Consider the following 24,258-nt stretch of genomic DNA (forward strand, 5'->3'; position numbering starts at 1 on the left):
CGACCCTTGCGGTTCGCGTCTGCCCCTTCGTGTCGCAGCATGGTCACCAGCTTCCGGAACAGCCTCGGGCTGAGCCCCGTGAACGGGCCTATCCAGACACCTCACGTTGCTACGCCGTCAAGTCAGGCTGCCCGAGTGGTGAGGTCAGGCCTCGTCTTCGTCGAACAGGGCGTCTCCGATTTCGACGAGTTCATCGTCGGTCAGCTGCGGCGGGCTCCAGTTCCGGCTTCGGGCGTGCTGGACGAATCGCTGGTCCAGGGTGACGTGGTAGCGCTCGACGTAGTGGGCGAGGTCCGAGTACCAGAGCCACTGGCCGTCGGTGAGCAAGGACAGTCCGCCGATCAGCTCGCGCTCCGGGCTGAGGATGTCGTAAAGCCTGGTCCCGGTGACAGCAAGGACTCCCCCTTCACGCAGGTAACGCGCGAGGGACTGCTCGTCCGGGTCTCCTTCGTCACGTACAGCAGCATGGAGCGAGGGCCCGTCACGTCGGCCGTGCCCGAGTTCCCGGAAATCGCCGACGAAGCGGCCTGAGATGGAGGACTGGTCGCTGCTCATGGCTCGGGAGCCTAGCCACGCAAGCCATAGCTCCCTTGCCCTTTTCCAATGGCCAGGACTATGCAGCGTGCGCTGCCTCCTCGACCCCTGTCGGGAAGGCGACTGACTCGTCGAAACGTCGGCGGTGCTGGAGGCAGTGGTAGAGCTGTCCGATCATGCGGTTGAAGAGGTTGCGCTGGGCAGCAGCGTGCCAGTCGCCTTGTTCGCGGCGGCGCCGGTAGTGGGCGTTGGCCCCGGTGGATGCCCGTAGTGAGGCGAAGGCCCAGAGGTAGCCGGCGTGGTTGAGCCGGTCGTTCTTCACCCAGCGTCTGGTGATGGCAGACTTCTTGCCGGAGGCGCGGGTGATGGGTGAGGAGCCGGCGTAGGCCTTCAGGCCGCGGGCGTCGGCGAAGCGGGTGCGGTCGTCGCCGATCTCGGCCAGGACGCGGGCGGCGAGCTGGATTCCGAGGCCGGGGAAGCTCAGCAGGATCCCGGCGTCCGGGTGCTGAGGGAAGGCCTCTTCGACCGCTTCAGCGAGGTTGTCGGCGGCGGTGCAGGCGGCGTCCAGCTGGATGAGGAGGGCGAGCATCTGCTTGCCGAGCGCGTCCTCGACCAGCGGCGGCTGGTGGGCCCATTCGGCACGGAAGACTTCGCGGAGGCGCTCGGCCTCGGCTTCGATGCCGCGCTGGCGGTCGGCGCGCTTGAGGGCGGCTTGGAGCTGGATGCGGGTCAAACGTGCGGCCCGGGCCGGGGTCGGAGCGGTCTTGAGGAGTTCGCGCGCTTCGGGCCGGCACAGGCCGTTGGTCCAGGTGGCGAAGGCGGCCAAAGCGGCGGGGTAGTACTCACGCAGCAGGGACCTGAGCTGGTTGGCGAGCTGCTGCCGGTTCCAGAGAGAGTCCTGCTGGGCGCGGGCCAGGACGGTGATCGCGCGGCCGAGGTCGCTGTCGTCGGGCAGGGGCCGGTGGGCATGCATGTCGGTGCGGAGAATGTTGGCGAGGGCGAGGGCGTCGCCGGGGTCGGACTTCTTGCGGGAGACGGAGTGCCGGTCGCGGTAGCGGGCGGCGGCCATCGGGCTGATCGCGAAGACCTTGCGTGTGCCGGTCCGCAGGACCGCGACGAGCAGGCCGCGGGAGGTCTCGATCGCGACCGGGATCGGGGACTCTTCGGTGTCGCCGTACTCGGCGAGCAGTTCCAGCAGGATCTTGTAGCCGGCCGCGTCGTCGGTGATGTGCCGCTTGGCGAGCAGTTGGCCGGTGTCGTCGACCAGGGCGACGTCGTGGGTTCGTTCCGCCCAGTCGATTCCGCAGTAGATCAAGATCCCCCTCCCCAGAGCCCGGTGTTTGCGCTGGTCACGAGCGCATGCGGGCCACGCAGCGACCTAATCCCAGGCCTCGACCGCAGTGCGGTCGGGCCGCCACCTCACTAGCCGTTCGTGGCACCAGCGCACCTCACGGGCCTCGGTCTATGCGGGAGCTCGGCGGCTCGGGCGTATCGAGAGGTCACCGTGCGATGGGCTCGCACCACCAACGCAAACGAGTGATCAGGTCGAGAGGTGTTGACGCGCGACGGCCCTGGACGCCGCCGCTCTCTTAATAGGCATCGATGCCGGGTGAGTTTTGGGCATCCGTCCAGCGCCGACGAGCAGCAACACCTCTCGATGGTGGTGGCGGCCACGATGACGCCGGACGCCGCACGGTCTGTCCCGAGGCGTCGACGCCAGGCAGACATCAGGCATCCGTCCGGCGCCCACGTGACCGCCACCACAATCTGCACCAGACCCGTGCACCGATCTACGTTGAGGCCTCCGTGAGGCCCGGCTGCACCTGGATGTCACGGTCTGGTACTCGAACGCTCCGAGAAGCACCCGCTCCTACGGTTCGCTCATAACTACGGATTAAGACGACTCTGACGCCGTGATCACACCAGTCACGCCAAGATCATCACACCGAGGTCAAGCGGAGGTCCCCAGCCCAGCTCTCACAACGGACCCGACCCGTGGGGAATGTGAGCTCCAAGGCGACGCGCCCGGTGTTCCGCGCGTATTCCTCCCGCGCCTCCAGTACGTCCTCCCCGACGTGGTCCGCGAACGGCGTCTCCTCACCGATCGTCCCCACGTTGACGCGCCCCGAGTCGCCCATGTCGTAGCCGGCGTGCGGCTTCGACGCCTCGATGATCAGACACCAATCCGATCCGGTCGTGAGGTGGATGGCGGCACCCCGGTCATCGATCAGCCACACATCCAGCGGTCCCGCGGGGGCAGCACTGCCGTACATGTGCCACGAGCCGACGACCTCCACGAGCCGGCGACCCACCATGCTCTGCGCGCTCACCCCAGCATCATGAAGCGGGCACTCGTTCGACTTGTCAGGCTCCATCGGCCGACAGTACCGCCGACCGATCTCCCAGGTCACAGCCTTATACGGGACAAGCCTTGGTGAGCCTTTTCCCACTTCACGCTGTCGCGTGGTGAAGGACGAGGACGGCCTGGACGATCGCTGTGATGCGGGTGGTGCTGCAGCGGAGCTTCCGCAGGAGGCGCCACCCTTCGAGGGTGGCCATGGGCTGCTCGCCGAGACAGCGGATCTCGGCGTGGGTGGTGGTGTGGCGGCGCTTCCACCGCTTGAGGCGCGGCCCCGAAGCGGTACGCGGGCGGGATTGCCGGCGGCTTGGTACGCCTTGTCCGCCCGGCATCCGAGGCCTGCTTCGGCGAGGGCTTCGACGATCCCCTGGTGTCGCGCGGCGGTCAGATCGTGAGTCGAGCCGGGCAGAGCCGGCGAGGCCCGGAGCAGCCGTCCGAACGGATCGGTGAGGACCTGCACGTTCATGCCGTGGCGCTTGTGCGTCCCGAAGCGATAGGGGATGTCGGCGGCGAGGCGGTCGATCGGCAGCAGGGTGCGTCGAGGAGGGCGAACGCCTTCTCCCGGATCGTCCGCAGCGCCTCGGCCAGGGACGGGACAAGGCGTGCCAGGGCCTCGACGGCTTCGCATATGTAGCGGTAGACGGTCGCGATCCCGACGCCGAACCCGGCGGCCGGGTCGCCCGGCTGACCATCGACGACGCAGTCCACGATAGCGAGCAAGTCCTGCTGTGGTTCGGCGAGCCATCGTCCCGGTCCCCGCGCCGTTTGCCGAACTCCTTCCGTCTTGGGTCGACAACCGGGACAACATGAACACCGCGACGAGCTGCGACTCCTCCTGGCTGTTCCCTGGCGGACACGCTGGCCAGCCGCTGCATCCCTTCGCTCTCGCCGAGCCGCCCAACGGCCTTGGTGTCCCCGCGACCGCCAACCGGGCGGCGGCGATCCGCCAGCAAGTCCTGGAGATGCAGGCCCCCGTCGTCGCCGATGCCCTCGGCTACCACCAGGTCACCACGGCCCGCCTCATGTCCGAGGCCGGAGGCACCTGGAGCCGATACGCCCCCGGCGACCACACACGGTCACCCGCAGGATGGGCTCCACGAGGAAATGGCGACAGCTGATGGCGATTCCACCAGCACCGAGGCTGGCGTACCTCTGAACTTGCTCAACTACCGCTTAACCAAGGAATCCCTGCGGTATGCAGACCGTGCTCGCGCCAAGCAAAGAGAGCTCGGGTTAAAGGAGACTTCAGATGGACCAACTGGCAACTGCGATTATCGCCATGTCTGCTGTTGCATTTCTAATAGAGCTGATCGTCGGAATGAGGTCGGATGCCGGAACATGGATCCATGCCATTCTTGATCGAGAGTGGCTGACGTTCCGCTCCGGTGCTTTAATATTCCTTACCCTCACTGCGGCCCTGTCTGTAGGGGCAGGCAGAATTCTCATGAGTGGAGTGCTCCTCCTTTCTGCCGCCTCCATTCGCCTTCTTAGTCCTAGAGTAACGCGCACCGACTGGGGCTTCGACGACCTGAACTACCATATCGCCAGCGAGGTCTTCTTTCACTGTACGGCAATCCTTGGGACAGCCCTGGGGCTTGCAGGGGTAATCCTTGGGATTCTCTCCGACCTACAAACAGCACCTCGGGTCACGATCGCAGTGACACTTGCACTTGCCGGCCTCGTAGCGGTCAACAAGTCGGCAGCCCGCACCAGGAAGCTTTGCAGTGAAATCAGCAAGCGGAGCTCTGCTGTCGCCAGGTCTTTCACTCATCTCCACGCAATCTGCGATTCCGACGAGGCCGATCCGCGAATCGATGAGCTGAAGCAGAAATGCTTCGAAGATATCGATGACCTTGCTCGCGCGCTCGACACGCGCCTGAACACCGGATATCGCGCGATCGGAACACCGATTCTCCCTTCCCTCGCCTATCAGAGGACTGTTGCGGAACTCCGTGTAGCCGCTCGAAGCGGAGACATGAATGGTGCCGCGTGGCGGGGAGCTGAACCGAAGGTACGGAAGATCACACGGGCGTGTTCCAAATGGACAGACGAGATGGCTTGACCATTGGAGGCCGGAGGCAGCCGGAGCCAGTATGTCTCCGGCGGTCACACACGATTACCAAGGGCTGTCCCGCAAGTACGGTCGTGCCGTGACTGAGGCCGGCTCGATAGGGTCAGGACCCCAGCTGACGGAAGAGGGTCCTTCGATGGCGACGTACGACCAGCTGACCGAATGGGCCGGTCTGGGGCATGTCACGCGAGCCGGACGGGACGGTGTGGCTGGCTGGCGGATCTCTGGCTTCGCGAAGGCGCAGCTCGTCGAGGTGGGCATCCCGCTGGCTCCGCGCCTCATCGAACGGGTCGTGATGCAGAGCGAGGCTGAGCCGGTCCTGCTCACATCCCGAGGCCCGCTCTACCGTCTCACCGAGCAGGCGGACCCCGACGATCAGGCCGAGAGGTCATCGTTCGGCGTCGAGCCGGAAACCGGGGCGGTCTACTTCGTCATGCCGGACGGGGAGGCATGGTTCGCCAACTCAAGTGTCAACGCGTGGCTCAACGTCCTCCACTGTTACGGCAGTCGGGTCACAGCTTCAGAGCTTCTCAGCGAGCCGGACGGCCCAGAGGAGTACCTCTCCGAAGAGGAGGAAGAGCGGGCCTTTGCTGAGCTGAACCGGCTGGCAGAGGAGCTGAAGGAGATCGACCCGGCGGCCTTCAACGGCTACGAGGGGTTTCTCTGGCCAGCGCACCTGGACCGCTGGCTCTACTGACCTCGGGCGGCAGGTCCAGAGCCCGTAGGTCTGGACCGTGCAGGAACGCCAGGACCACCACTGAGATGATCTTCATGTGGGGGCTGTGATCACGGCGTCGGAGCCGTCATGGATAGCGCCGTACTCCGGGTTGAGTCCGAAGCAGTTCGGAAAACTGATCACCGTGCTGCGACGTGGAGGACCATCCCTTGTCTGCAGGGGTCGTCCGTGGAGTCTGCCACTGGAGGACCGGGTGCTACTGGTTGCCGCCTACTGGCGGACGAACCTGACCTTGCGGCAGCTGGCCCCCTTGTTCGGGATCTCGAAGTCGGCCGCGGGCCGGATCGTGGGCCAGCTCGGACCCCTGCGCGCGCTGCGGCCACGGAGCCGCTTCCGCAGAGACACGGTGCTGATCGTGGACGGCACCCTGGTGCCGACACGGGACCACAGCGTGCCGAGCAGTCCAAGAACTACCGCTACTCGACCAACCACCAGGTCGTCATCGACGCAGACTCACGCCTTATCGTCTCCGTCGGCCGGCCCGTGCCCGGCAACCGCAACGACTGCAAGGCATGGGAGCTATCCGGGGCGAAGGCCGCCGTCGGGAACACCATAGTGATCGCCGACGGCGGCTATCGAGGTACCGGGCTCGTCATCCCGCACCGCCGCGCCCCTGGACAGAGCGAACTGCCCGCCTGGAAGGAAGAACACACCACCTCCCACCGCAAGGTCCGCGCTCGGGTCGAACATGCCTTCGCCCGGATGAAGACCTGGAAGATCCTGCGCGACTACCGACTCAAGGGCGATGGCGTGCACCACGCGATGCTCGGCATCGCGCATCCGCACAACCTTGCGCGCCGCGGCTGACCACACCCGACCGAAGCGCGGCCCGTTCAGGATTCGGCGGGCAGGAGCCGGACCAGGCCGACCCAGTTCTCCTCGTCCACCTTGGTCTGCGTGGCGAGGACCCTCCAGCGGCCGGCCGGCAGTGGGACCGGCGCCTCAGCGGGCATCCCACCGTCGGGGTACTCGACGCCCAGGTCGGAACCTGCTTCGGCAGAGTCCATGAGCACCGCCGGACCGTCCGAGGCCCAGGTGCCGCACTCCTCCCACACCGTGGCCGGGTCCGCAAGGACGGTGTCCGCCGCGGCTCTCAGTCCGGCCTCGGAGTCAGCAGCTCGCCACCGCAGGAACGCTCGGTGCTGGGGCAGGTAGCAGCTGGTCACCGGCTCGTCCGCCAGCACCAGTGCCTGCGCACCGTTCTCGTCGACAGGGATCACACCGGCCAGATCGTCCACCGCGCAGGCCCGGTCGTAGTCGTCCGGGGTGGTGGCGTCTCCCGCCATAAGACCACCCTCCGTGCACCCGCCCCAGGAGGCCAGGGCGGAGACGGGGACGACGATCAGAGGACCGCCCATCGACTCCACCCAGACAAGGGAGGGGCTAGAGGCATCATCTGCGATAGATGGAGAGGTGAGCATGCAGTCAGTGTGCCCTCACCTCCTGACACCGCCATCACACTCATGCAGCAGTTACGGGACAGCCTTTAGCGAGGTGGACTCCGCGGGGAACTGGAGACGGTTGAATAGGCGAGCTCGCCAGTACCAAGGCCGGAGGAGGCGCGGCTGCTGCCGGTCCTGAGGGGTGGCGGGCCGGCGGGGCGTCACAGCGGGCGCTCGTGGCCCTCCCAGTACGGGTCGCGGAGGCGGCGCTTGTAGAGCTTGCCGTTGGGGTCGCGGGGCATGACCGGGGTGAAGTCGAGGGACTTGGGGCGCTTGAAGGCGGCCAGGTGGTCCGCGCAGTGGGCCAGGATCTCCTCGGCGAGCTCCGGCCCCTCCGCGTACCCCTCGGCGGTCTCGACGACCGCCTTCACCTCCTCGCCCCAGTCGGCGTGCGGGATCCCGAAGGCGGCGGCGTCCGCGACGGCGGGGTGGGCGAGGAGGGCGGCCTCGATCTCGGCGGGGTAGATGTTGACCCCACCGGAGATGATCATGTCGATCTTGCGGTCGCGGAGGTAGAGGTAGCCGTCCTCGTCGAGGTAGCCGAGGTCGCCGACGGTGAAGAAGTCGCCGACCCGGCTCTTCGCCGTCTTCGCCTCGTCCTTGTGGTACTGGAAGCCGCCGGTGTTCATCTTCAGGTAGACGGTGCCCAGTTCGCCGGGCGGGAGGCGGTGGCCGTCGTCGTCGAGGACGGCGAGTTCGCTGATCGGCCATGCCCTGCCGACGGTGCCGGGCCGCTTGAGCCACTCCTCGGCCGTGGCGAACGCGCCGCCGCCCTCGCTGGCCGCGTAGTACTCCTCCACGCACCCGCCCCACCAGGCGATCATCGCTCGCTTGACGTGCTCGGGGCAGGGCGCGGCGCCGTGGATGGCGTGCCGCATCGAGGACACGTCGTAGCGTGCGCGGACCTCCTCGGGGAGGGCGAGGAGCCGGTGGAACTGGGTGGGCACCATGTGGGTGTGGGTGCAGGCGTGCGCGTCGATCAGCCGCAGCATCTCCTCGGGCGTCCACTTGTCCATGAGGACCAGCGGATGCCCGATGTGCAGGGCGGCGGCCGCGAACTGGAGGACCGCCGTGTGGTACAGCGGGGAGCAGACCAGGTGGACGTTGCCGTCGAAGGGGCGGATGCCGAAGATGCCGAGGAAGCCGCCGAGATGGGACTCCTCGGGGAGGCGGCCGGGCAGCGGGCGGCGGATGCCCCGGGGGCGGCCGGTGGTGCCCGAGGTGTAGTTCATGACCCAGCCGAGCGTCCGCCCGTCGGGCGCCGACTCCGGCTGCCCGTCGAGGAGTTCGGCGTACGGGCGGAAGCCGGGGACCGCTCCGACGGCGTACCGGTGGCTCGGTGCGAGGCCCGCGCCGTCGGCGGCGGCGACGGCCGCCGCGGCGAAGCGCTCGTGGGCGACGAGCACCTTGGCGCCGGAGTCGGCGACGATCCAGGCGATCTCCGCGCCCACGAAGTGGTGGTTGACCGGGACGAGGTAGAAACCGGCCTGGGTGGCGGCGAGATGGGCGGTGAAGAACTCGACGCCGTTGGGCAGGACGACCGCGAAGGCGTCGCCGCGCTCCAGGCCCGCCGCGCGCAGCCCGTGGACCATGCGGTTCGCGGCGGCGAGCAGCCGGCCGGCCGACCACTCCTCGCCGTCGGGCGCCACCAGTGCCGTGCGGTCCGGGTCGGCGGCCGCCTGGGCCCAGAAGCCGTTGGGGGGCGTGTCGCTCATGACCGGCTCCTTCCCGCGATCCGGTTGATCCGGTTGACGGCCTTCTCGAAGCCCCGGGTCAGCTCGTCGACGACCTGCTGGACGCCGCGCTCGGAGTTCATCCGGCCGACGATCTGCCCCACCGGGGTGCCGAGCAGCGGGTCGACCTCGTACTTCTGGATGCGGGAGACCGCCTCGGCGACCAGCAGCCCCTGGAGCGGCATCGGCAGCGGGCCCGGGCCGGCCGGGTCCTCCCAGGCGTCGGTCCACTCGGTGCGCAGCTGCCGGGCGGGCTTGCCGGTGAGCGCGCGGGACCGGACGGTGTCGCCGGAACCGGCGGCGAGGAGCTTGGCGGTGAGGGCGCGCGAGTGGAGTTCGGCCTCGGTGGTGGTGAGCCAGATCGAACCGAGCCACACGCCCTGGGCGCCGAGCGCGAGCCCGGCGGCGATCTGCTCGCCGCTGCCGATGCCGCCCGCGGCGAGCACGGGCAGCGGGGAGACGGCGTCCACGACCTCGGGCGTGAGCACCATGGAGGCGATCTCACCGGTGTGGCCGCCCGCCTCGTACCCCTGGGCGACGACGATGTCGATGCCGGCCTCGGCGTGCCGGCGGGCGTGCCGGGCGCTGCCGGCGAGCGCGGCGACGAGCACCCCGTGCTCGTGCGCGCGGGCGACGACGTCCGGCGGCGGGGAGCCGAGGGCGTTGGCGAGGAGCTTGATGGGGTAGTCGAAGGCGACGTCGAGCTGGTTGCGCGCGACCTCCTCCATCCAGCCGGTGATCCGCCACCCCGACGCCTCGCCCTCGGCGAGTTCGGGCACGCCGTGCTTGGCCAGGACCGACCGGACGTACTCGCGGTGCCCGGCGGGGATCATGGCCTCGACCTCGGCCTCGCTGACGCCCTCGACCTTCTTGGCGGGCATCACGACGTCGAGGCCGTAGGGCCGCCCGTCGGTGTGCTCCTGCATCCAGTCGAGGTCGCGGGCGAGGTCGTCCGGCGCGGTGTAGCGGACCGCGCCCAGCACGCCGAAACAGCCGGCCCGACTGAGGGCGGCGGCGACCGCGGGGAAGGGCGTGAAGCCGAAGATGGCGTGCTCGATCCCCAGTGTGCGACTCAGCTCCGTCTCCATGGGCGGCAGGATGCCGCAGCGGGGCGGTGGAGGGAAGAGGTTTTCTGATGGAGCGTCAGATTCTTTGGTGAGGGGGCGGTTCGGGGGCGGTGGGGGTGGTTCGGGGGCGGTGGGGCGGTTCGGGGGCGGTGGGGGTGGTTCGGGGGCGGTGGTGCGGGGGTGGTGGCGCGGGGGTGGTGGGGACGGTGAAGGGTGCGGGAAAGGAGCGGGGAAGAGGGGAGGCCGGCGGGACGGGGCGCGAGGGGTTCGCGGCGGGCCGCGGCGGGCCGCTGCGGCCCGAGAGGGGGCGCGTCGGGGAGGGTGGGGGCGTACGACGGCGGCCGTGGTGAGCGTGGCGGCGGAGGTGGCGGGCGTGACGACGGAAGGCGGGCGGATGGGCGAGGCGGGGAGCGGTCCGGACGGGAGGCTCGACGGGTGCGGGCCGGGTGGGGGGAGGCCGGACGGTGGTACGCCCGACGACGGCGGGCCCGGCGGCGGGAGGCCCGACGACGGTACGCCCGGTCCCGGCAGCGGAAGGCCCGGCGACGGTACGCCCCACAGCGGCGCGCCCGGCGGCGGCGAACCCAGCGGGGGCGCGGTGCTTCGGTGGGGGACGGCGGCGGAGGCGGGGCTGCTCGGGCGGGAGCTGGAGGGGATGGTCGCGGACGTGAGCCGGTTCCTCGGGCCCTCGCCGGTGCGTCCCTGGTGCGCGGGGGCCGTGCTGCTCGCGGGGCGGGGCCGGACGGTGGCGCTGCACCGGGCGGTGGGGTGGGCGGCGCGCTGGGCCGCGTACGACGAGGCGCACGACACGGCGGTCGAGGCGGCGCCGGAGCTGCGGGTCCCGATGACCCCGGACACCGTCTTCGACGTGGCCTCGCTGACCAAGCTCTTCACCTCCCTGCTGGCCGTGCGGCAGGTCGAGCGCGGCGCGCTGGAGCTCGGGGAGCGGGTCGCGGCGTACCTGCCGGAGTTCGGCCGGGCGGGGAAGGCGGGGATCACGGTCCGGCAGCTGCTCGCGCACACCTCGGGCCTACGGGCGGAACTGCCGCTGTACGGGGCGCCGGACCGGGAGGCGCGGCTGCGGATGCTGTGGGAGGACGCGCCGGTCGACCCGCCGGGGACGGCGTACCGCTACTCGGACCTCAACCTGATCGCGCTGCAGCTGCTCCTGGAGCGGATCACCGGTCGCGGTCTGGAGGTGCTGCTCCGCGAGGAGATCACCGCCCCGCTCGGGATGCGCCGCACGCGCTTCGTCCCGCCCCCCTCGTGGCGGGCGGAGACCGCGGCCACCGAGGACGCGCGCCGGCCGTGGGCCCGGCTCGACCGGGGCATGGTGCGGGGCGAGGTCCACGACGAGAACGCCTACGCGATGGGCGGCGTCGCCGGTCACGCCGGCGTCTTCTCCCGCGCCCGCGACCTCGCCGTCCTGGCCCGCACCCTCCTCGACGGCGGCGCGTACGGCTCCGTGCGCGTCCTCTCCCCCGAGTCGGTGCGCCTCCTCCTCACCGATGTCAACCAGGACTTCCCCGGCCACGCCCACGGCCTCGGCTTCGAACTCGACCAGCGCTGGTACATGGGCGCCCTGTCCGGGCCGCGCACCGCGGGGCACACCGGTTTCACCGGCACCAGCCTGGTCCTCGACCCGGAGGCCGACGCGTTCCTGATCCTCCTCGCCAACGCGGTGCACCCCGTCCGCACCTGGCGCTCCGGCTCGGCCCCCCGCGTGGCCGCCGCCCGCCGCCTGGCCCGGGCGATCCCGGTACGCCCTCCGGCCGGTACGGGCCCCACGGCCTGGTTCTCCGGCATGGAGGCCCCCGACGGCGCCGTCCTCGCCCTCCCCGCGACGGGGCCGGGCGCGGCCCGCCTCACCTGCCTCCTGTGGTGGGACACCGCTCCGGACGCCGACCGCCTCGTCCTGGAGGCCGCGTCCGCCTCCGGCCCGCGGCCCGTCCCCTTCCGCACGGCGCCCCTCGACCACCCGGCGGAGGCGCTCCCCCACCCGGACGGCGCCGCCACCGGCTGGTCCGGCCGCCGCTGGCACCGCCTCACCGCCGACCTCCCGCCCGCCGCGCCCCTCCGGCTCCGCTTCCGGTACGCCACCGCCTCCCCCGCCGTCGGACGGGGGGCGTACGTGACCGCGATCCGGCTCCTGGACGGCGCCGGCCGGCCCCTCTTCGACGAGTCCCGCCCGGCGGACGCCTCCCGGATCGAGGCGTCCGGATGGCACCGCTCGGCCGACTGAGGAGAGCGGACCGGCCCGCGCGGGCCGGCAGGGGTCAGGGCGTGCCCGGGCCGGGGGCGGCCGCCGTGCGGAGGGCGGCCAGGACGGGGGAGATGAGCGGGTGGTCCTCGGCGCCCCGGCGGACGGCCGCGAAGACCCGGCGGGTGGGCGCGACGCCCTCGACGGGGCGGATCGCGACGTCCGTGAGGTCCATGCCGCGCAGCGCCGAGCGGGGCACGAGCGCCGCGCCGGCGCCGGCGGCGGCGAGCGCGACGACGGCCCTGAAGTCGTCCGAGACGTGCTCGAAGCGGGGGGCGAACCCCGCGTACTCGCAGGCCAGCACGGTCACGTCATGGCAGGGGTTGCCCGCGGACTGGCCGACCCAGGCGTCCTTGGCCAGGTCGGCGAGCGCGACCCGCTCCCCCGCCGCGAGGGGGTGGCCCGGCGGCAGCACCGCGTCGAAGGGCTCCGCGTAGAGCGGGACCCGGGTGAGCCGGTCGTCGTCCTCGCCCGGGGCGCCCCGGTACTCGACGGCCACGGCCACGTCCACCTGCCGGTCCAGCACCATCAGCAGGCTCTCGTCCCCCTCGGCGTCCCGCACCCTGACCCGGATGCCCGGAGCCGTCGCGGCCAGCGCCGCGATGGCCGGGGCCACGACCAGCCCGATGCCGGTGGCGAATGCGGCGACCGTGACGGTGCCCGCCTCGCCGGAGCCGTACGCGGCCAGCTCCGCCTCCGCCCGCTCCAGCTGGGCGAGAACGGCGTTGGCGTGGCTCAGGAGGATCTCCCCGGCGGGCGTCAGCCGCGCGCCCCGGGCGCTGCGGTCGACCAGCCGGTGGCCGGTCTCCTGCTCCAGCGCGGCGAGCTGCTGCGAGACGGCGGAGGGGGTGAGGTACAGCGCGGCGGCCGCCGCCGTCACCGTGCGGTGGTCGGCCACCGCGCGGAGGATGTGCAACCGCCGTGCTTCGATCATGCGTCCAGTCTCCCAGGCCGGGGGTGGGGGTCGTGCCCACGGCCGGGGCCTGGGAGAGAGGATCCGGGAGGTCGGTTCCGGAAGGTCGGATCCCGGATCCCGGATCCGTGGCTCAGCCCTGGAGTTCCGCGCGCGCCGCCACGAACGCCTCCACCGCGCGGTTGACGTCCTCCGTGGAGTGCGCGGCCGAGAGCTGGACGCGGATGCGGGCCTGGCCCTGGGGGACGACCGGGTAGGAGAAGCCGATCACGTAGACGCCGCGCTCCAGGAGCAGCTCGGCCATCTTCCCGGCCTCCGAGGCGTCGCCGATCATGACGGGGGCGATGGCGTGGTCGCCGGGGAGGATGTCGAAGCCCTCCTCGGTCATGCGGCTGCGGAAGAGCGCGGTGTTGGCGTTGAGCTTGTCCCGCAGGTCGCCGGCGGACTCCAGGAGGTCGAGGACCTTGAGGGAGGCGGCGGCGATGACCGGGGCGAGGGTGTTGGAGAAGAGGTAGGGGCGGGAGCGCTGGCGCAGCAGGGCGACGATCTCGGCGCGGGCGGCGACGTAGCCGCCGGAGGCGCCGCCGAGGGCCTTGCCGAGGGTGCCGGTGATGATGTCGACGCGGTCCATGACGCCGTGCAGCTCGGGGGTGCCGCGGCCGCCGGCGCCGACGAAGCCGACGGCGTGCGAGTCGTCGACCATGACCATGGCGTCGTAGCGCTCGGCCAGGTCGCAGATCTCGGCGAGCGGGGCGACGTAGCCGTCCATGGAGAAGACGCCGTCGGTGACGATCAGCTTGCGCCGGGCGCCGCCCTCGGTGGCCTCCTTGAGCTGCTGCTCCAGGTCGGCCATGTCGCGGTTGGCGTAGCGGAAGCGGCGGGCCTTGGAGAGGCGGATGCCGTCGATGATGGAGGCGTGGTTGAGGGCGTCGGAGACGACCGCGTCCTCGGCGCCGAGGAGGGTCTCGAAGACGCCGCCGTTGGCGTCGAAGCAGGAGGAGTAGAGGATCGTGTCCTCCTGGCCGAGGAAGGAGGACAGGCGCGCCTCCAGCTCCTTGTGGACCTCCTGCGTGCCGCAGATGAAGCGGACGGAGGCCATGCCGTAGCCCCAGCGGTCGAGGGCCTCGTGGGCGGCGGCGACGACGTCGGGGTGGTCGGCGAGGCCGAGGTAGTTGTTGGCGCAGAAGTTGAGCACCTCGCCCGGGCGTCCGCCGGCGGTGACCTCGACGGTCGCGGACTGGGGGGTGCCGATGACGCGCTCGGGCTTGAAGAGGCCGTCCGCCCGGATCTCGTCGAGGGTGGCGCGGATGTCGTCGCGTACGGAATCGAACATGGGTCAGGCTCCCGCAGTCCAGTCGAGGATGATCTTGCCGCTCTTGCCGGAGGCCGCGTCGTCGAAGGCGGCCTCGTAGTCGGTGAAGTCGTACCGGCCGGTGATGACCGGGGAGAGGTCGAGCCCGCCCTCCAGGAGGACGGACATCGCGTACCAGGTCTCGAACATCTCGCGGCCGTAGATGCCCTTGATGGTGATCATCGAGGTGACGATCTTCGCCCAGTCGACGGCGAAGTCCTCGCTCGGCAGGCCGAGCATGGCGATCTTTCCGCCGTGGGTCATGTTGGCGATCATGTCGCGCACGGCGTGCGGGTTGCCGGACATCTCCAGGCCGACGTCGAAGCCCTCCTTGAGCCCGAGGGTGCGCTGGCCGTCGGCGATGGTCCCCTCCGCGACGTTGAGCGCGAGGGAGACCCCGGTCTTGCGGGCGAGGGCGAGGCGCTCCTCGCTGACGTCGGTGATGACGACGTTGCGGGCGCCGGCGTGCTTGGCGACGGCGGCGGCCATGATGCCGATCGGGCCTGCTCCGGTGACCAGCACGTCCTCGCCGACGAGCGGGAAGGAGAGCGCGGTGTGGACGGCGTTGCCGAAGGGGTCGAAGATCGCGGCGACGTCGAGGTCGACGGGGACGCGGTGCACCCACACGTTGGAGGCGGGCAGCGCCACGTACTCGGCGAAGGCGCCGTCGCGGCCGACGCCGAGGCCGACGGTGGCGCGGCAGAGGTGGCGGCGGCCGGCGAGGCAGTTGCGGCACTTGCCGCAGACGAGGTGGCCCTCGCCGCTGACCAGGTCGCCGACGGCGATGTCGGAGACGTCACGCCCGACGGAGACGACCTCGCCGACGAACTCGTGGCCGATGGTCATCGGGGTCGCGATGGTCTTCTGCGCCCAGCCGTCCCAGGACCGGATGTGCAGGTCGGTGCCGCAGATCCCGGTCCGCTTGACCTTGATCAGTACGTCCCCCGGACCGGTCTCCGGCTCGGGCACGTCCGTGAGCCAGAGTCCCGGCTCCGCCTTCAGCTTGACCAACGCCTTCAATGCCACGGCTCCCGACGTGCGTGTCCTGTGATGTACGGGTCAGGGCACGCGCACGCGCCCAAGATCCTCGGGGAAGAATCTTCCGTACCGGGGGCCCGCGGTCCATCGAGGTTTTCTTAAGCGCGCTCGCAGTTCAGCTTCACGCCGGGGCGTCGCCGCTGCTCAGAAGGGTCCGCCGGCGCTCGCGGCGGTCACGAAGGCGGGCGGAAGCCAACTCGTACGGACGCGTCCCATGGAGCCTTCGACGGCGACGGCCGCCGCGTGTCCGTCGGCGGTGGGCACGCACCGGACGTCCCAGCCGCCGGGGAGGGCGGAGGGGTCGCGCTCGCCGAGGTAGTCCTTGTCGAGGGAGCGGGCCACGCCGATGCCGATGCCCTTGAGGTAGGCCTCCTTGCGGCACCAGACGCGGGCGAAGGCCTCGGGCGCGTGCCCGGCCCCGGCTATCTCGGCCTGCTCCGCCGGGTGGAGGACGGAGGTGACCTCGCGGACGGTGGTGGCCTGGGGGAAGCTCTCGACGTCCACGCCGACGGGCCGGGCGGCGATGCCGATGAGGACGACGTCGCCGCTGTGCGACAGGGAGAAGTGCGGGGCTCCCGGCGGGCCGTCGACGGCGGGGCGGCCGTGCGGGCCGCCGCAGCCGGGGCAGGCTTCGCGGCGGTACGCGATCTCGGCCGGCGCGACGCCCAGGCGCGGGGCCAGGAGGCGGCGCAGGGCGACGTGGCCGATGCCGTACCGGAGCCGGTCGGCGACCCGGAGGGGGGCGGCGAGCCGGGCGCGCTCCTCTGCGTCGAGCTCGGAGGGGTCGAGGTCGTCCTCGGCGAGGTGGTCCACCCGCAGCTGCCACAGGTCGACGTCGACCCGGTCGGGGCCGGGGGCGGCGTCGGCGGGCGTACGGGACTCGGGGGCGGGGTCGCCGGGGCGGTCGGTGATCACGTCGGTCATTAAATCAGCGCGGCCCGGGCGGACTCAGGGCGCGCCGGGGGCGGTCGGGCCGCCGGGGCCGGGGCCTCCGGGAACCACCGCGCCGCCCCGGCGGACGGCGTCGGCCTCGGTGTGGCGGCCGAGCCGGTCGAGGCAGTGGGTGAGGTCGGCGAGGGCGGAGAGGGTGTCCGGGTGGAGGGGGCCGAGGGTCCGGGCGCGGGCCTCCGCGAGGGAGCGCAGCGGGGCGAGGGCCTCGTCCCAGCGGCCCAGCCGGCCGAGGACGACGGCGGCCTCGCGGCGGCTGCGCAGGGTGTCGGGGTGGTCGGGGCCCAGCACCCGGCGGCGGGCGGCGTGCACGGCCTGGGCGGTGTCGAGCGACTCCTGCCAGCGGCCGAGCCGGGCGAGGTGGAGGGCGAGGGCGTGCCGGACGCGGAGCGTCTCCGGGGCGTCGGCACCCTGGGTGCGGGTGCGGACGGCGACCAGGTCCCGGCAGACGGCGAGCGCGTCGGCGGCCCGGCCGAGCCGGCCGAGGCAGGCACTGGTCTCGTAGCGGGCGGCGAGGGTGTCCGGGTGGTCCGGGCCGAGCGAGGAGGCCCGCCCCTCGGCCACCGCGCGGTACTGGTCGAGGGCCTCCTCGACGCGGCCCAGGCGGCCGAGGGTGTGGGCGAGTTCGTGGCGGGTGACGAGGGTGTCGGGGTGGTCGGCGCCGAGCAGCCGGGTGCGGGTGTCGGCGACGGCCAGGCCCGTGCGGTACGACTCCTCCAGGCGGCCGAGCCGGGCGAGGGTGTACGCGAGGTTGTGGCGGCAGCGCAGGGTGTCGGGGTGGTCGGGTCCCGCGGTGCGCTCGCGGACGGCGAGGACGTCGGCGTAGAGGTCGTGCGCCTCGGCGTGGCGGCCGAGCCGGCCGAGGGTGAAGGCCCGCTCCTGGCGGGCGGCCAGGGTGTCGGGGTGCTCCGGGCCGAGGACCCGGGCGCGGGCCTCGGCGACGCGCTCGAACGCCTCCAGGGCCTCGGCCGCGCGGCCGAGGCGGCCCAGCGCGAAGGCGACCTCGTAGGCGCTGGCCAGGGTGTCGGGGTGGTCGGGGCCGAGGACCCGGACGCGGTCGCCGGCGACGGAGCGGTGCAGGTCCTCGGCCTCGGCCCAGCGGCCGAGCCGTCCGAGGCCGAGTCCGGCCCGGTGGCGGGCGGCCAGCACGGCGAGCAGTTCGGGCGTGGCGTCCGTCGTGGGGCGGGTGGGGCGGGCGGGGCCGTCGGCGGTCGCCCCGGCGGTCGTCCACTCGGTGGTGAGGACGGCCGCGGCGGGGTCGTGGCCGGCGGGGCGGGGCGCGCCGGGCGCGGCGGGGCGCGGTCCGCCGGTGAGGGCCCGGGCCCACGCGGGTGGGGGGCCGGACTCCGGCGGGGGGAGGGCGCCGGCTCCGTCGGTGGGGTGCGGCGGGCGGGACGGGATCGGCGGCAGGACGCGGGGCTCACCGCCGAGGGTGCGTCCGGTGACGATGCGGCGGCGCAGGTCGGAGGCGTCGCGCGGGCGCTGGTCGGGCACCTTGGCGAGAAGGTCGACGACGAGCCGGTCGAAGTAGTCGGGCAGTTCGGAGCGCAGGACGCGCGGCGGGCTGGGCACGGTGTCCCGGTGGCCGACGAGGACCGCCCAGGAGTCGTCCAGGTCGAACGGCGGTGCGCCGGTGGCGAGTTCGTACAGGACGCAGCCGAGCGAGTACAGGTCGCTGCGGTGGTCGATGTCGCCGCCGCCGATCTGCTCGGGGGACATGTAGTGGGGGGTGCCCATGGCGATGCCGGTGCCGGTGAGCCGGGAGGTGAAGCCCATGTCGGCGCCGAGGCGCGCTATCCCGAAGTCGCAGATCTTCACGGTGCCGTCGCGCAGCCGCATGATGTTGGCGGGCTTGAGGTCGCGGTGGACGATGCCCATGCGGTGGGTGTATTCGAGGGCGTCGGCGACCTGGTCGGCGATGTCGACGACCTCGTGGACGGGGAGCGGGCTGCGGGCGTTGGCGGCGAGGAGCTGGCTGAGGTTCTGGCCCTCCAGGAGCTCCATGACGAGGAAGAGCACGCCCTCGTACTCGCCGAAGTCGTGGACGACGGTGATGCCCCGGTGCTGGAGCGCGGCGGCGACCCGGGCCTCGCGGCGGAAGCGCTCGCGGACCACGGTCTGCACCCCGGCGTCCTGGTGCGGGCCCAGCGGTTTGAGGCACTTGACCGCGACCCCGCGGCCCAGTGCCTCGTCCGTGGAGCGCCACACCTCGCCCATCCCGCCGCGGCCGATGACCTCGTGCAGGCGGTAGCGCCCCTGGATCAGTCTGATGTCCCCCATCGTGCGCCGTCGCCCCCGTCGTCCTCGTGCACGCTCTCCGGCCCGTCCAGTATGGCCGCAGGGTCGGACAGTGTGTACGGGTCGGGTCGGGTGTCCGGGCCGAGCCGGTCCACGGCGCGGAGGATGTGGCGGGGCGGGAGGCGCCAGCGGAGCGTCGCGGGGACGCGGCGCAGCAGGCGGGCGGTGGAGGCGAGGCGCCGGGTGACGGCGGCCGGGGGCGGGGCGGGGCGGCCGTACAGGTCGTGGGCCCAGTCCGGCAGCGTGTCGTACGCCAGCGAGCTGACGCGCCGCCACAGCAGGGCGCGGCCGGCGAGCAGCGCGGGCGGGACGGGCGGTCTGCGCAGGAAGGCGAGGACGGCACGGGCGTCCTCGCCGGCGGCGAGTTCGCCCCGGACCGAGTCGAAGTAGGCGGCGAGCCCCGCCTCGGTGGCGGGGACGTCCGCCGGGTCGAGCCCCACGAGCCGTGCGGAGGTGCGCTGCTCGTCCACGTACCGGTCGGCGGGCGCTCCGGTCAGCGGCAGTCCGGAGCGGCGGGCGACGGAGACGTACGAGTCGATCTCGGCGCAGTGCACCCAGAGCAGGAGCGCGGGGTCGTCGACCCCGAGCAGCCGGTGGATCCGCCGGACCCGGGCGCCCGCGGCCTCGGCGGCCTCCCGGGTCCCGTAGCTGAGCGTGCCGACGAAGCTCGCGGTCCGCAGGAGCCGCCCCCAGGGGTCCTCCCGGAAGCTGCTGTTGATCATGACTCCGCGCACGGCGACGGGGTGCAGGGCCTGGAGGTACAGGGCCCGCACCCCGGCGATCCACATCACCGGGTCGCCGTGCAGCTGCCAGGTGACGGAGCGGGGCCCGAAGAGCCCGGGGTCGGCGTCCTGCCTCATGGGATGCAGGCTACGCGGCCGGATCCAGGAGGCTGGATACCGGATCCAGCCACCCCGTCGGGCTCGTCGGGCTCGCGGGGTTCGAGGAGTTCGACGGGCTCATCCGATCTCCACCACCCGGGCCCACTCCGGCGGCCGCGGCAGGTAGTCGTCCTCCCCGTCCGACCCGTCCTCGTCGTCGTGGGCGGGCGGCCGGGGGAAGAGGCCGACGACGGTGCGGCAGGAGGGGGCGTCCTCGGGCCAGGGGGTCTGGCCGTCGGTGAGGACGACGAGGACGTCGGGGCGGGGGTTCAGGCGCAGCGCGCGGGCGAAGCCGGCGCGCAGGTCGGTGCCGCCGCCTCCGAGGAGGGGGACGCCGGCGCCGTCGCAGAGCCGCTGGGCGGAGTGGGCGGCGGCGTCGCAGGCGATGACGGAGACGAGGTCTCGGCGGCCTCCGAGGGCGCGGGCGAGCGCGGCGACCTCCAGGAGGGCGCTGCCGAGTTCGGCGTCGGAGACGGAGCCCGAGGTGTCGATGACGACGGCGACCGGGGGCGGGGTGCGACGGAGCCCGGGCAGGACGGCGCCCGGGAGGGCGGTGGCGCGGCGGGAGGGACGGCGGTAGGTGTGGGCGCCGCCGGTGCCGGCCGCGACGGCGGCGCCGAGGGCCGCGCCGAGGAGTTCGCGCCAGGGCTGGGGCGGGTGGCAGACCTCTTCGGCCCAGCGTTCCCAAGCCGCGGGGGCGGAGCCGGGGCGGCCCTTGATGCCCTGGGCGACGCGGTACACGACGGCCGCGTGTTCCTGCGGGGTGAGGCCGTCGGCGCCGTCGGGACCCAGCTCCCAGGCGCGGGCCAGGCCGTCGGCGCCGCTGCCGCAGTCGAGCCAGGCCATCCCCGGGCTGCTCGGCGTGATCCGTACGGCCCGGACGTAGTCCTCCATGAGCAGCCCGGGGGCCAGTTCCAGCATCTCGGGGCGGAGGGCGCCGACGGGGCGCGGGAGGCCGTCGCCGTAGACGTCGTCGTTGATCTCGAAGTCGCCCGCGATGTTCATCCGGTGCCGGTCGGCCTCGCCGTCGAGGCCGAGGTCGCGGGCGAGGCGGTCGCCCCGGCCGTGGTGGTCGCGGAGCAGGTGGGCGGCCTCGTGGACCCAGACGCCGGCGAGTTCGCGCAGCGGCGTCCGGTCGACGAAGGCCGGGGAGACGTACATCCGCCAGTGGCGGTCGACCCCCATGGTGGGGACGGACCGGGAGGGCACCACGCGGAGGGCGAAGAGGGCGGTGGCCAGGTAGGGGCGGACGCGGACGGCGTAGAGGCGGGCGGCGTACAGCTTGTCGTGGTCCAGGGCCTCCTCGGCCGGGACCGGGCCCGCGGGGGCGGCGGGGGCGTTCACCGGCGTCCCCGGGCGGCGTGGCGGACCGCGCGCCGGGAGAGGTCGACGGCTCCGGCGAGGCGGTCGATGGCGGCGGGGACGTCCCAGTCGTCGCGGCGGAGCGCGGCGAGCGTGGTGGCGGGCACGACGACGAGGTCCGGGGGGCCGGTCTCGGCGGCGCGGGCGAGCAGGGCCCAGGCGGCGTCCCAGCGGTCGCGGTCGGGGTGTTCGCGGACGGCGGCCACGACGCCTTCGAGGGCGGCCTGGCGCCGGTCGCCGCGCTCGGGGAGCGGGGCGCCGGCCGGGTCGGCGAGGAGGTCCTCGGGGTCGGGGAGGTCCATCCGGTCGAGCCAGGCGAGGAGTTCGAAGCCGGGGCCGTCGCCGACGGTGCCGCGGACCAGGAGGGAGAGGACGTCGCGGGAGGAGCCGGCGACGGTGGCGAAGGCGATCAGCCGCAGCGTCATGTCCCAGCTGCGGGGCGACGGCCAGGGGCCGCCCCGGCGGGTCTCCTCCCCCGGCAGCCGGTGGACCAGCGTCGGGCGGCCGCCGAGCAGTCCGCAGACCGCCCGGCGGGCGTGTGCCACGGCTTCGGGCAGCCGCTCCGGGGCGAGCCGGGGCAGGGTGACGCGGGGCCAGGTGCCGCCGAGGCCCCGGACGACGACCTCGTGTTCGTGGGTCCAGCGCAGGTGGACGAAGCGGTTGGCGAGCGGGGCGCTCAGCTCCCAGCCGTCGGCGGCCGAGGCGCGGGGGTTGGCGGCGGCCACGATGCGCACGCCGGGCGGGAGCGTGAGGGCGCCGACCCGGCGCTCCAGGACGAGCCTGAGGAGGGCGGCCTGGACGGCGGGCGGGGCGGTGGACAGCTCGTCGAGGAAGAGCAGGCCGCGGCCCTCGCGGACGAGCCGGACGGCCCAGTCGGGCGGGGCCATCGCCACGCCCCGTACGGCCGGGTCGTCGCCGAGGACGGGCAGGCCGGAGAAGTCGGTGGGTTCGTGGACGCTGGCGATGACGGTGGTGAGCGGCAGGTCGAGCTCCTCGGCGAGCCGGGTCAGGGCCGCCGTCTTGCCGATGCCGGGCTCGCCCCACAGGAGCACGGGCAGGTCGGCGGCGACCGTCAGGGTCAGCGCCTCCAGCTGGTCGTCGGCGCGGGGCTCGGTGCGGGTGTCGCCGAGGAGGGCGAGCAGATCGGCCGCGACGTCGAGCGGAGTGGGGTCGAGCGGAGCGGACTCGGCCGGGGCGGGGCGGGGCGTGGGGTCGGCCGGGGCGGGGTTCGGCGCGGGGCGAGTGGCGTGGACGGGGTGGCCGGGACGGGTGTCCTGGATGCGCATGGGTCATCACCTGGGGTGGGTGCGGGCGTGCCGGGGCACGGCGGCGGAAGGAGGCGTGCGGAGCGGGGGCCGTCGGTGGACGGGTGCGGTGGTGCGGCGAGTACGGCGGTACGGGAGGTGCGGCGGGTACGCCGGGTATGTCGGGTACTGCGGCCCGCCGGGTACGGCAGGTACGGAGGACGCGTCGGGTACCGCAGGTACGGAGGACGCGTCGGGTACGGCAGGCATGGAGGACGCGTCGGGTACGGCAGGTGCGGCGGGCTCGGCGGTCAGCGGGCGAGGGCGTGGCGCGGGTGGTCGCGGTGGGAGAGGGCCCGGCGGGCCTCCCGGGCGCCGGGCCGGGTGCCGCGGGAGCGCCGGAGCGGGCCCCGGTCCGGGTCGGGGCGGGGTGCGGGCGGCGGTTCGGCGACGTCGGCGGGGCCGGTGGCGCGCAGGCCGGTGCGGTAGAGGCCGTGCAGGACCTTCCGTTCGGCGGCCCGTTCGAGGGCCTCGCGCAGGGGTCCGTCGCGCAGGGCGGCGCCGGGGCCGAGGAGGGCCTCGACGGCGGCGAGCGCGCCGGCCGTGTCGCCGTGGGCGAGGCGTTCGCGGATGCCGGTGAGGCTGTCGGGCCTGCGGTGGGCCGTGTCGATCGCCCGCAGGCAGGGCAGGGGCGTCCCGCCGAGGGCGACGAGGAGTTCCTCGCGGCGGAGTTCGGCCGGGTCGTGGTCGAGGGGGACGAGGACGCCGTCGACGAGACCGATGCGGTGCCGGCTCCCCCGGCACTCCACGAGCCGCCGCCCGTCCTCGGCGCCCGTCCGGCGGCCGGTCCCGTGGCCGGGGGCCAGCGCCTCCGCGACGAGCGGGTGCAGGTCGCCCGGGGTGAGCAGGCCGGCGCGGAGCAGGGCGAGGTCGGGCGGGGTCCAGACGGCCGCGTCGGGGAGCACGGCCGCCCGGCGGGCCGCCCCGTCGCCCCCGGGGCCGTGCCGTTCCCGGCCCTGCGGCGCGGGTTCGGTGCGGGCGGTGCCGTCCGGCTCGGGCGTGAGCAGGATCCGGTGCCGGGCCCCGAGGCGTACGAGGACGGGGCCGGTGGTCCGGCCGTCGGCGGCGAGCAGGAGGCGGGCCTCGGCCGCCCAGCGGTGCACGGCCCAGCCGGGGCCCGGCGGGTCGCCGGGCGAGGCCGGGAGGGCGGGGAGCAGGTCCGCGCCGGACCGGGTGCGGAGTTCGCCCGCGCGGGTGGCGTCCCACAGGTGCCGGTGGAGGTCGAGCCGGAAGCGGGGGCCGGGGTGCGGGTGGGGGTGCGCGGCGGCGGGATCGTGTGCGCTCCACCGGCACGGTGCGGTGTCGGCCGGGTCGTACGGGCTCCGCCGGCGCGGCTCCGGGCCGGCGGGGTCGTCCGGGCTCCGCCGGCGCGGCCGCGGGCCGGCGGGCGGGCCGTCCCAGAGGGCGAGGGAGATCCGCTGTCCGGCGTCGGCCCAGGCGGGCGCGGTGCGGGCCACGAGGTGGACCGGGCGCGCGCGGTGCCCGCCGGGTTCCTCGTGGTCGGCGTAGACGGCCAGGGTGAGGGTGGTCCCGGGGCGGAGCAGGCCGTCCGGGGCGGTTCTGGGCAGGTGCCAGCGGAGCAGGTCGGGGGCGAGCCGGCGGAGGTCGGCGCGGACGCGTGCGGCCAGTTCGGTGCCGTGGGTCCGGGCCAGGGCCCTGGGTGTCAGGTCGAGGTCGACGCCCGCGGCGGCGCACGCGCCGGCCCAGTCGCCGGCGAGGCGGCGGGCGGTGGCGGTCTCGATCGTGGTGGGCGGCACGGCGTAGGCGCGCACGCGCCGCCAGAGGGAAAGGCGGGTGTCCTCCCGCACGGTGTCCATCAGGACGCTCCGTGCGTGGTGAGGACCCCCCATCGGCGTGAGGAGTGAGTGATCATCGCGGTCACGCTAACGCTCCCGGTCCCGGGGGCGCCAGGGGTTTTCCCGGGGCCCCTGCGGGCCCGCGAACGTTCCGTGCGATTTGAC

Annotated in this window: 19 protein-coding genes and 2 pseudogenes; 4 read left to right on the forward strand and 17 right to left on the reverse strand. The window is 73.3% G+C overall.

The features are described from left to right. Positions 1–144: 144 nt before the first annotated feature. The 5 genes and pseudogenes from ACFW6A_RS20790 to ACFW6A_RS20810 all read right to left on the reverse strand — a co-directional run bounded on the left by ACFW6A_RS20790 (position 145) and on the right by ACFW6A_RS20810 (position 3,601). A complete protein-coding gene (locus tag ACFW6A_RS20790) occupies positions 145–555 on the reverse strand; it encodes a hypothetical protein (protein WP_386641864.1) in 411 nt (136 codons plus the stop codon). 58 nt (positions 556–613) lie between these two features. Beyond that, positions 614–1,852, reverse strand: a complete 1,239-nt coding sequence (locus ACFW6A_RS20795; protein WP_386642022.1) for an IS110 family transposase — start codon at positions 1,850–1,852, stop codon at positions 614–616. A 622-nt stretch (positions 1,853–2,474) separates the two neighbouring features. Next, positions 2,475–2,909, reverse strand: a complete 435-nt coding sequence (locus tag ACFW6A_RS20800; RefSeq protein ID WP_386642025.1) for a hypothetical protein — start codon at positions 2,907–2,909, stop codon at positions 2,475–2,477. A gap of 318 nt (positions 2,910–3,227) precedes the next feature. Then, positions 3,228–3,359 (reverse strand): annotated as a pseudogene (locus ACFW6A_RS20805) (IS5/IS1182 family transposase); the annotation flags it as partial. Beyond that, entirely contained in the window at positions 3,356–3,601 is a 246-nt protein-coding gene (locus ACFW6A_RS20810; RefSeq protein WP_386641867.1) for a hypothetical protein, read from the reverse strand. The gene ACFW6A_RS20810 and the pseudogene ACFW6A_RS20805, both read right to left, overlap by 4 nt. Before the next feature lie 541 nt (positions 3,602–4,142). Between ACFW6A_RS20810 and ACFW6A_RS20815 the strand changes: the two genes are divergently transcribed. From ACFW6A_RS20815 to ACFW6A_RS20825, 3 genes and pseudogenes are all read left to right on the forward strand, one after another. Beyond that, complete coding sequence (locus ACFW6A_RS20815) at positions 4,143–4,955, forward strand: hypothetical protein (RefSeq protein WP_386641870.1); 813 nt, start codon at positions 4,143–4,145, stop codon at positions 4,953–4,955. Between the two features lie 145 nt (positions 4,956–5,100). Further along, entirely contained in the window at positions 5,101–5,661 is a 561-nt protein-coding gene (locus ACFW6A_RS20820; RefSeq protein ID WP_386480661.1) for an SUKH-4 family immunity protein, read from the forward strand. A gap of 76 nt (positions 5,662–5,737) precedes the next feature. Further along, a pseudogene (locus ACFW6A_RS20825) lies at positions 5,738–6,507 on the forward strand (transposase). Between the two features lie 26 nt (positions 6,508–6,533). On the opposite strand, the gene ACFW6A_RS20830 reads toward ACFW6A_RS20825, so the two are convergent. The 3 genes from ACFW6A_RS20830 to ACFW6A_RS20840 all read right to left on the reverse strand — a co-directional run bounded on the left by ACFW6A_RS20830 (position 6,534) and on the right by ACFW6A_RS20840 (position 9,963). Beyond that, complete coding sequence (locus ACFW6A_RS20830) at positions 6,534–7,067, reverse strand: Imm21 family immunity protein (RefSeq protein WP_386480658.1); 534 nt, start codon at positions 7,065–7,067, stop codon at positions 6,534–6,536. A 236-nt stretch (positions 7,068–7,303) separates the two neighbouring features. Further along, positions 7,304–8,857: an acyl-CoA synthetase gene (locus tag ACFW6A_RS20835; protein ID WP_386641872.1), complete on the reverse strand. Its 1,554-nt coding sequence runs from the start codon at positions 8,855–8,857 to the stop codon at positions 7,304–7,306. Further along, positions 8,854–9,963, reverse strand: coding sequence for an NAD(P)H-dependent flavin oxidoreductase (locus ACFW6A_RS20840; protein WP_386641875.1), 1,110 nt, complete (start codon positions 9,961–9,963; stop codon positions 8,854–8,856). Before ACFW6A_RS20840 ends, ACFW6A_RS20835 begins: the two co-directional genes overlap by 4 nt. Positions 9,964–10,336: 373 nt before the next feature. Here ACFW6A_RS20840 and ACFW6A_RS20845 point away from each other — a divergent pair, with 373 nt between their 5' ends. Then, entirely contained in the window at positions 10,337–12,184 is a 1,848-nt protein-coding gene (locus tag ACFW6A_RS20845) for a serine hydrolase domain-containing protein (protein WP_386642028.1), read from the forward strand. A 34-nt stretch (positions 12,185–12,218) separates the two neighbouring features. Here ACFW6A_RS20845 and ACFW6A_RS20850 read toward each other — a convergent pair whose 3' ends face one another. The 9 genes from ACFW6A_RS20850 to ACFW6A_RS20890 all read right to left on the reverse strand — a co-directional run bounded on the left by ACFW6A_RS20850 (position 12,219) and on the right by ACFW6A_RS20890 (position 24,114). Further along, the gene (locus tag ACFW6A_RS20850; RefSeq protein WP_351843095.1) at positions 12,219–13,136 is read right to left on the reverse strand and encodes a LysR family transcriptional regulator; all 918 of its coding nucleotides are present in this window, start codon (positions 13,134–13,136) and stop codon (positions 12,219–12,221) included. A gap of 112 nt (positions 13,137–13,248) precedes the next feature. Beyond that, positions 13,249–14,448, reverse strand: a complete 1,200-nt coding sequence (locus ACFW6A_RS20855; protein WP_351843093.1) for a glycine C-acetyltransferase — start codon at positions 14,446–14,448, stop codon at positions 13,249–13,251. 3 nt (positions 14,449–14,451) lie between these two features. Then, the gene (gene tdh, locus ACFW6A_RS20860; protein ID WP_351843260.1) at positions 14,452–15,486 is read right to left on the reverse strand and encodes an L-threonine 3-dehydrogenase; all 1,035 of its coding nucleotides are present in this window, start codon (positions 15,484–15,486) and stop codon (positions 14,452–14,454) included. Between the two features lie 162 nt (positions 15,487–15,648). After that, entirely contained in the window at positions 15,649–16,419 is a 771-nt protein-coding gene (locus ACFW6A_RS20865; protein ID WP_386641879.1) for a 4'-phosphopantetheinyl transferase family protein, read from the reverse strand. A 33-nt stretch (positions 16,420–16,452) separates the two neighbouring features. Next, positions 16,453–18,732 (reverse strand): tetratricopeptide repeat protein, encoded by a 2,280-nt coding sequence (locus ACFW6A_RS20870; protein WP_386641882.1) that lies wholly within the window; start codon positions 18,730–18,732, stop codon positions 16,453–16,455. Continuing rightward, positions 18,714–19,610 (reverse strand): oxygenase MpaB family protein, encoded by an 897-nt coding sequence (locus ACFW6A_RS20875; protein WP_386641886.1) that lies wholly within the window; start codon positions 19,608–19,610, stop codon positions 18,714–18,716. The genes ACFW6A_RS20870 and ACFW6A_RS20875 overlap by 19 nt, the downstream gene beginning before the upstream one ends. A gap of 99 nt (positions 19,611–19,709) precedes the next feature. Beyond that, positions 19,710–20,975, reverse strand: coding sequence for a VWA-like domain-containing protein (locus tag ACFW6A_RS20880; RefSeq protein ID WP_386641889.1), 1,266 nt, complete (start codon positions 20,973–20,975; stop codon positions 19,710–19,712). After that, on the reverse strand, positions 20,972–22,279 hold the full coding sequence (locus ACFW6A_RS20885; protein ID WP_386641892.1) for an AAA family ATPase: 1,308 nt from the start codon (positions 22,277–22,279) through the stop codon (positions 20,972–20,974). The genes ACFW6A_RS20880 and ACFW6A_RS20885 overlap by 4 nt, the downstream gene beginning before the upstream one ends. Positions 22,280–22,548: 269 nt before the next feature. After that, the gene (locus tag ACFW6A_RS20890) at positions 22,549–24,114 is read right to left on the reverse strand and encodes a hypothetical protein (RefSeq protein WP_386641895.1); all 1,566 of its coding nucleotides are present in this window, start codon (positions 24,112–24,114) and stop codon (positions 22,549–22,551) included. Between the last annotated feature and the right edge of the window lie 144 nt (positions 24,115–24,258).

Origin of the sequence: Streptomyces sp. NPDC058758 (genome assembly GCF_042746075.1) — a bacterium.
Classification (GTDB): domain Bacteria; phylum Actinomycetota; class Actinomycetes; order Streptomycetales; family Streptomycetaceae; genus Streptomyces.

Coding starts and splice junctions, on each gene's coding strand:
- ACFW6A_RS20790 (WP_386641864.1), bottom strand. CDS start 555: ATGAGCAGCGACCAGTCCTCCATCTCAGGCCGCTTCGTCGGCGATTTC.
- ACFW6A_RS20800 (WP_386642025.1), bottom strand. CDS start 2,909: ATGGAGCCTGACAAGTCGAACGAGTGCCCGCTTCATGATGCTGGGGTG.
- ACFW6A_RS20815 (WP_386641870.1), top strand. CDS start 4,143: ATGGACCAACTGGCAACTGCGATTATCGCCATGTCTGCTGTTGCATTT.
- ACFW6A_RS20820 (WP_386480661.1), top strand. CDS start 5,101: ATGGCGACGTACGACCAGCTGACCGAATGGGCCGGTCTGGGGCATGTC.
- ACFW6A_RS20835 (WP_386641872.1), bottom strand. CDS start 8,857: ATGAGCGACACGCCCCCCAACGGCTTCTGGGCCCAGGCGGCCGCCGAC.
- ACFW6A_RS20840 (WP_386641875.1), bottom strand. CDS start 9,963: ATGGAGACGGAGCTGAGTCGCACACTGGGGATCGAGCACGCCATCTTC.
- ACFW6A_RS20845 (WP_386642028.1), top strand. CDS start 10,337: ATGGGCGAGGCGGGGAGCGGTCCGGACGGGAGGCTCGACGGGTGCGGG.
- ACFW6A_RS20850 (WP_351843095.1), bottom strand. CDS start 13,136: ATGATCGAAGCACGGCGGTTGCACATCCTCCGCGCGGTGGCCGACCAC.
- ACFW6A_RS20855 (WP_351843093.1), bottom strand. CDS start 14,448: ATGTTCGATTCCGTACGCGACGACATCCGCGCCACCCTCGACGAGATC.
- ACFW6A_RS20870 (WP_386641882.1), bottom strand. CDS start 18,732: ATGGGGGACATCAGACTGATCCAGGGGCGCTACCGCCTGCACGAGGTC.
- ACFW6A_RS20875 (WP_386641886.1), bottom strand. CDS start 19,610: ATGAGGCAGGACGCCGACCCCGGGCTCTTCGGGCCCCGCTCCGTCACC.
- ACFW6A_RS20885 (WP_386641892.1), bottom strand. CDS start 22,279: ATGCGCATCCAGGACACCCGTCCCGGCCACCCCGTCCACGCCACTCGC.
- ACFW6A_RS20890 (WP_386641895.1), bottom strand. CDS start 24,114: ATGGACACCGTGCGGGAGGACACCCGCCTTTCCCTCTGGCGGCGCGTG.